Below are 6,149 nucleotides of genomic sequence, written 5' to 3' on the forward strand. Positions count from 1 at the left end.
GATTCGTTACGGCAGTCTTCACAGCTTGATCTCTTTCAAATGAAAATCGTGTCCATGTCAGTTTTCACGGCCTCCGCCTCATCCGCTCATTCAACTCCCAAGGAGAAGATCGCCTCCTTGCCATCACGTGTTTCCCCTGTTCACCATGGCGCAGGTGAGCAGGGGCGCGTGTACTTTATCGAAGAGGTCATCCGCTCAACCGTGCTCTATGATCTGCTGAAGGTCCTGCGTGACGCCCGGTTGCCAGATGCCTGGCTCGCGTCGGGCGCAATCTACCAAAGTGTCTGGAACGCACTGACGGGTAGGGAGGCTGGACACGGCATCAAAGACTACGACCTGATCTACCATGATGAGGCGGAGACATCCTACGAGGCCGAAGACCGTGTGATCACCAGCCTCGCCAAAGCTTGCGAACCGCTGGGGCTTCCAGTTGAGATCCGCAATCAGGCCCGCGTGCACCTCTGGTTCCCCAAGCACTTCGGCATGGACTACCCCAAACTAGGCTGCTCGCTGGAGTCTCTCCTCTACTACGCCTCAACAACCCACTCCGTCGCCGCCCGCCTGCACGACGATGACCGCCTGCAGATCGAAGCCCCCTTCGGACTGGAACCCATCTTCCAAATGCAGATGCTCCCAAACAAAGTCCTGCCCAACGAAGAAACCTTCACCCGCAAAGCCAACCGTCTCACCAAGCACTGGCCAGAACTAACAATCATCCCTTGGTAGGCTGCCCCCAAATTTTATCCGCCTACCCAAAAGCCCGCTTTTCGATCTCAAAAGCGGGCTTTTGCACGCCAACCACTTGTAAGAATTGAGATAACGAACCGAACCATAACAACAAACGACCTGCAATTGATCCTCAACATTGTTTACCAAGGCCCAACCCACCAATGGATTATCTCATTGGAATCTTTTAGTAGTTAGAAAGAGTAGAGCATCTCCCCGAGGCATGGGTTCCATTCTTTGGATCAGGATATGCATAAACATGAAATGTCAGAGCATCACCCGTGATCCGGTTTGATCACCCGATACTCTGAAATGAACCGGTGCAGGCGTCATCAGGGCTATGCCAAAATTAGTGCGTCACTCAGCTTTGGCCAATGCCAACTTGGAGTACCTGGATCAGGCAACGCTTGCGGACCCTCAACTCACCAGTGAGGAGGATCGCAAGCGGTTGCTTGAGCTGGTCCTGCGCTCCAACGCGCATCTGATTTCCGCCATGAAGGGCATCAGATCCCTCCGCCTGCCGGACTGGTGCATCTCCGGTCCCTCCATCGCATGGCCTCTTTGGACTGCGTTGAAGGGCAAGCCCGCCATGGCGGGAAATCACCAGCTTTACATCACCTACTACGATCCATCAGAGCAAGCCCTCGAAAAAGAAGCCACCTACCTGCGCCATATCCGTCAGATCCTGAGCGCTGGGCCATATCAGGTGCACCTGTCCAATCAGGCAGGCCATGTCATCCATCATGACAGTGAGCGAATGAGCAATGGAACACCAGTCACATGCACTGCAGAAGCTTTAGTGCGCGATCCCGTCCAAACCTATGCACTCGGCGTTCGCTTAGAGACCAACGGAACCTTCACCGTCCTGGCACCGTTCGGTTTGTCTGGCGTTTTTTCAATGAAGATGGAACGCAATACCGGATACTGCGACGAAGAGCACTTCCTCTATAAACTCCGCCGCGTTGAAGCCATGTGGCCGGGAGTTGCTCTCAGATAGCTTTTGCTGGGGCGTTTTCCCAAAAGGTGTTCCGGCCTCCAGGCAGGAATACGCGTGCAAACAAAGAGATAGATCTTCGCACGTGAATGAGCTGTGTCCTAACGAGGCGGCTGAACTGGCAAATAGCCTCTTTCTATCAAATGTACGGTTAAACCAACCGGAAACGGCAGAGCAACTGCATTCTCGTAATCGCACTTTGAACTTGGCGCTCCATCCGGGCAGGCATACTTCCGGAAATCTTCTTGATCACTCCGGCTTCTATCTGTGGCTTGTGCGACAGCAGCCATCCCGTCTCCCAACCGCGCCCGAAGAGCTGCCCAACCGGCAAGGAAGCCATTTTCGCCCCAAAGCGACTTCTCAGCGCCAGCTAATTCCTCGAGATAAGCCAGCTCTTTTCGAAAGGCAGTCTGATAGACAGGGTCCATGTTTACATCGGTGATTTCGTCGTAATAGAGCTTTTCAATGTAAAGCGGTGCAAAACTGCCTGCGTATGGCGCGAAAAGATAAAAGAAGCTGTTGTCCGCACTCACAAGCTCAAGTGTGCCGTCACCATCCAAGTCCTCAAAGCTATAGCCATATCCGCCATCCAGCACCGCACCCTGAACCATCACCCAGCTTCCCTCTCGATTTTGCGTGATGATCTGTTGCTCCACACAGCAATGCGCCCCACCCGTAAATCGCTTGATCACGACCTGAGGAAACTCAGTCTCCTTGGCAAGACGATTAACCTCAACGCTCTGGCCGTACTGAGGAAAATAACTTGGCTCCGTCTCAAACGAGAACACTTTATTCTGCCCGGTCCATCCAACAACCTGTACCTTTGAATTCTTTGAGAATTCATCATTCGGGTCAGTCTGTTCCGTGATGAGGCCCGCATCAACACGCAGCTTTTCGAGTTTCAGAGAAAAATGGTTCTGCGCTTCAAACTCTCCAAAACGCAAGTTTCTGGCGGGCCAAACAGTCTCCAAGTAGCGGCGCCCGTGAGATAGATAAGCATCCTCAGGCAAATCAATCGAAATCTGCTGGCGTGCCAGTTGCAGTTTTTTAAAGTTTACAGGGCCAACAACCACACCGAACCAGCCGTTTTCTGAGCGAACCACCCGCACTTTATCCTGATAGGGTGTCCCTTGCAGAGCGTCCTGAAAGCCTTCCGCCAGCTGCACAGCTTCGGTCGCATCCTGTTTGCTGGCAAAAACAAGCCATTGTTGCCCGCCTGAAAGGCTGAGACTGTCTGCTGCAAAACTGATATTTGGCGTACTGAAAAGTGTGAGCAATAAAACTGAAATCACTTTTAGAAATTGCATTGCTCAACTCCACATACAGTACTAACTAAAACCAATTAAAACAGGTTCTCCTGGTTGCTTCAAAGAGTTTCGCCAAAGCTAGCAACAAGAAACACTAATCAAACCGATTGATGTCGAAATCCGCTGTCTCTTGTAAAAACTCAATAAAGCCATCCACTTGATGCTCGGCGGTCAAACGCCCTTTCTCTGAACTTGCATTTGCAGCATTTCCCACTGTCCCATGCGGGTTCAAATCAGAAGCAATCCAGCCATAAGAAGGGAGCCCGGTTGGCCCCAGCCGGGCATTTTCATCAAGATCTTGAGCTGTTGAGCGGAAGTCTTGTGCATGCGACATGTCAACAAGGTCTGCCCGAAAATGCAGCATCAACGAAGTTTCCTCATCGCCTCCATGCAGCCCAAACTTCAGTTCTTCCTCGCTAAATAGCCCGTTTGGCGCTCCAAAGCTGGACCAATGACATTTGCCAACCAACATCTTGCAGCGAATGCGAAGCTCCCGCGCGACAATGCCGATCAAGTCCAGGTTCCCGCCATGAGAGTTGGCAATGATCATTTTCCGGATGCCACAGGCTGCAACCGAAGTGCCAATGTCAATCCAATGTTTTGCCGCTGTGTCGGCTCTTAGCGACAGTGTCCCCGGCGCATGAATATGCTCATCAGACTTCCCAATGCATTGTATAGGCAAAATACGGAAGTCCAGCGTTTCCGGTGCACGGGCGCACAAGGTCTCTAGCATACCCTCATTAATGTATGTGTCCACGCCAAGCGGGAGATGAGGACCATGTTGTTCAACAGCAGCTGTCGGCAATATCGCAATCGTCCTTTGAGCATCAATATTTTCAAAGTCTGTGGTTTTAAAATCCATCCAATAGCGTCGAGGAAACATGGCAGACACCTCTAGAGTCAGTCGCTGTTCGCAGGCCATCTTTAGTTTGGCCTGAGAAGAGGGGCTAAGCTTTGCAAAGGCTTCGGGTTTTTCTATCAATCACCTTTAAATGGCGAAGCCTTGAGGTTTCAGTAGAGCTGTCCATGTTGTAATGGGCAGCGTATCTGGTTTTTACCCATGGGTTGCAAAGCACACGCACGCCGCGCAAAACGGTTTTCTTGCCGGGCATGCCCATAAGAAAACTAAGCCATCTTGGCGCACCACAGGTGGTAAAAACGGCAAGTTTCTTAATGTTCTGCAAATTTGGTTTGATCGCGCCCTCTTCAGTCAGCTTAAAAGCAACACCTGGCACCAGTACGCGATCAAGCCATCCTTTGATCATGGCAGGCAAGCCATACCACCAGGTTGGATAAATGAAGATGAGCGTGTCGCAGCGCTGCAATGCGTCAATGTGGTGCTCAAGACCTTGCTGGTTGAGGGAGGTATCCAAATAGCTATCCAGCTCGCCCTTGGTTAAAACTGGCTGAAAACCCTCCTCATAAAGATCAATGAGATCCAGGCTGACGTCTTGAAGCCTGAGTGTCTCTACCACCTGTTCAAGGACAGCCTTGCTGAAACTTTCAGAGTTTGGATGGCAATAGACGATCAGCGCATGCATGTTCTTTTCCGGTTCAAATGTTTTTCCATCAATTTCTACCACGCCTTATACGAGTTGAGGCTGGCTTCTCATTGAGTTTCATCATCATGATCGCATGAAAATCGTCTAGTTCGTAATCCTCCCTAACTCAGCTAATGTTTTCTGTAACGTGATGATAATAATAGTATAAATCTACGTATTTCTTAGTTTTGCTATGCTTACTCAGCGGTGCTTTTTGGGTAATGCCTCAATATTTACACAATTTTGTATATTTTTTAGTGCGTACTTTCTGAAAGACCAATTCAGAAAACAAGCCGCGAGCCATCAGGAGGAGATGAGCCCCGGTAAGAAGAAGCGAAATCGCCAATCAAAAATGAAAACCGCTTCCAATCCTCCCAAAAATAATCTGCGCCCTATGAATGGTGCACTGTGTAACTCATCAAAAAGAAGCAGAACCAATGACGAACCACAGACCTACTCTCCGATCCGTTCAGGCTCCATCTGCCGTTGTTATGATCCGCCCTTTGTTTTTCAGCACAAGCAAAGATGCAGCTCAGAGCAGTTCTCGCAGTCTTATTGGTGAATCTCAAAAAGACATCGATTTTGCAGAACAGGCATATGTTGAGATTTCTGCCGCAGCAGATGAGTTGAGTAGGCATGGTGTTGATGTTCATCTGTTCGAAGATAAGTCTCGTGACACACCACACTCTGTTTTTCTGAACAATTGGCTGTCAACGCATGCAGGCGGTTATGTCACCATCTACCCAATGCAGGCGGAGAGCCGTCGAAAAGAACGTCGTAGTGATGTAATCGAGCTTCTTAAATCCGAATACCGCGTTCAGGATGTAGTTGATTTTTCAGAGCTGGAAGATGAGCAGCAGTTCCTCGAAGGAACGGGCGCAATGGTGTTCGATAACGTTGAGCGCGTTGTATATGCAGTCCCGTCAAGTCATGCAAATCAGCAGGCTCTGGAACAGTTCTGTGATCATTTCAAATATGAGCCTGTGATTTTTCAGGCGCAACACACTGATGGCAAGCCTGTTACTCACACCAATGAAATTCTTTGCATTGGCACTGGCATCGCATTGATTGGATCAGACTTGATCACTGATCCTGCAATAAAAGCAGAGATCCTTCGCCGTTTAGAGCAGTCTGGACGTCAGGTTGTTCAGTTGAACAACGAGCAAATTGAAGCCTGTGCAGGACGTTCCATTGAGTTGCATAGCAAAACAGAAGGCTTGCTTCTTGCTATGTCCGAGGGAGCATACTCTTCTTTACATCAGGATCAGATCGATCTGATTGAGCAGAGCACCAAGATTGTTCAGTTGAAGCTGGATACCATTGAACAAGCAGGCGGCTCAGCCCGCTGCGCTATGGCAGGCATCCACCTCAACCTGCGCGAAGTTGAACCTGAGCTGGAAACTGAAGCTACTTAAAGTTTCCCTGCTGAGTATCGTTTAAGTCCACAATATCGGTGACCGTCAGAACAGCTGGCGTGTCACCTTTATTTTTGACCCAATGCTGCACCTCAGAGTTTTCGTTGATCACTTCACCAAGCTTATGAATGACCGGCACACCGCACTCATTACCATACTCAACAAA

The 6,149-nt window shown here is 49.8% G+C and carries 7 protein-coding genes (1 of these 7 cut by a window edge); 3 read left to right on the forward strand and 4 right to left on the reverse strand.

Annotated elements, in window-relative coordinates; genetic code table 11:
- Window positions 1–54 precede the first annotated feature (54 nt).
- Both DHN43_RS21635 and DHN43_RS21640 read left to right on the forward strand, forming a co-directional pair.
- The gene (locus DHN43_RS21635) at window positions 55–726 is read left to right on the forward strand and encodes a nucleotidyltransferase family protein (RefSeq protein ID WP_208995547.1); all 672 of its coding nucleotides are present in this window, start codon (window positions 55–57) and stop codon (window positions 724–726) included.
- Window positions 727–1,066: 340 nt separating this feature from the next.
- Complete coding sequence (locus DHN43_RS21640) at window positions 1,067–1,723, forward strand: nucleotidyltransferase family protein (RefSeq protein WP_208995548.1); 657 nt, start codon at window positions 1,067–1,069, stop codon at window positions 1,721–1,723.
- A gap of 98 nt (window positions 1,724–1,821) precedes the next feature.
- Here DHN43_RS21640 and DHN43_RS21645 read toward each other — a convergent pair whose 3' ends face one another.
- The 3 genes from DHN43_RS21645 to DHN43_RS21655 all read right to left on the reverse strand — a co-directional run bounded on the left by DHN43_RS21645 (window position 1,822) and on the right by DHN43_RS21655 (window position 4,568).
- On the reverse strand, window positions 1,822–3,027 hold the full coding sequence (locus tag DHN43_RS21645; RefSeq protein WP_108819998.1) for a hypothetical protein: 1,206 nt from the start codon (window positions 3,025–3,027) through the stop codon (window positions 1,822–1,824).
- 94 nt (window positions 3,028–3,121) lie between these two features.
- Window positions 3,122–3,910 (reverse strand): creatininase family protein, encoded by a 789-nt coding sequence (locus DHN43_RS21650; protein WP_108820017.1) that lies wholly within the window; start codon window positions 3,908–3,910, stop codon window positions 3,122–3,124.
- Window positions 3,911–3,974: 64 nt separating this feature from the next.
- Window positions 3,975–4,568 carry an NAD(P)H-dependent oxidoreductase gene (locus DHN43_RS21655; protein ID WP_208995549.1) on the reverse strand — a complete coding sequence of 198 codons (594 nt, stop codon included), beginning with the start codon at window positions 4,566–4,568 and terminating at the stop codon, window positions 3,975–3,977.
- Between the two features lie 437 nt (window positions 4,569–5,005).
- Here DHN43_RS21655 and ctlX point away from each other — a divergent pair, with 437 nt between their 5' ends.
- A complete protein-coding gene (gene ctlX, locus DHN43_RS21660; protein ID WP_208995550.1) occupies window positions 5,006–5,983 on the forward strand; it encodes a citrulline utilization hydrolase CtlX in 978 nt (325 codons plus the stop codon).
- Here the strand turns inward: ctlX and DHN43_RS21665 are convergent.
- On the reverse strand, window positions 5,976–6,149 hold the final stretch of the coding sequence (locus DHN43_RS21665; RefSeq protein WP_208995551.1) for a cupin domain-containing protein. The gene runs 297 nt beyond the window's last position; the window shows 174 of its 471 coding nt (coding positions 298–471); the start codon falls outside the window, past its right edge — the gene reads right to left on this strand; its stop codon occupies window positions 5,976–5,978. The genes ctlX and DHN43_RS21665 overlap by 8 nt on opposite strands.

This window comes from Pseudovibrio sp. Alg231-02, from assembly GCF_900143565.1.
GTDB lineage: Bacteria > Pseudomonadota > Alphaproteobacteria > Rhizobiales > Stappiaceae > Pseudovibrio.

What these genes read in the sequence shown, in the direction of transcription:
- DHN43_RS21640 (WP_208995548.1), top strand. Translation starts at nt 1,067, where the DNA reads ATGCCAAAATTAGTGCGTCACTCAGCTTTGGCCAATGCCAACTTGGAG.
- ctlX (WP_208995550.1), top strand. Translation starts at nt 5,006, where the DNA reads ATGACGAACCACAGACCTACTCTCCGATCCGTTCAGGCTCCATCTGCC.
- DHN43_RS21655 (WP_208995549.1), bottom strand. Translation starts at nt 4,568, where the DNA reads ATGCATGCGCTGATCGTCTATTGCCATCCAAACTCTGAAAGTTTCAGC.
- DHN43_RS21650 (WP_108820017.1), bottom strand. Translation starts at nt 3,910, where the DNA reads ATGTTTCCTCGACGCTATTGGATGGATTTTAAAACCACAGACTTTGAA.
- DHN43_RS21635 (WP_208995547.1), top strand. Translation starts at nt 55, where the DNA reads ATGTCAGTTTTCACGGCCTCCGCCTCATCCGCTCATTCAACTCCCAAG.
- DHN43_RS21645 (WP_108819998.1), bottom strand. Translation starts at nt 3,027, where the DNA reads ATGCAATTTCTAAAAGTGATTTCAGTTTTATTGCTCACACTTTTCAGT.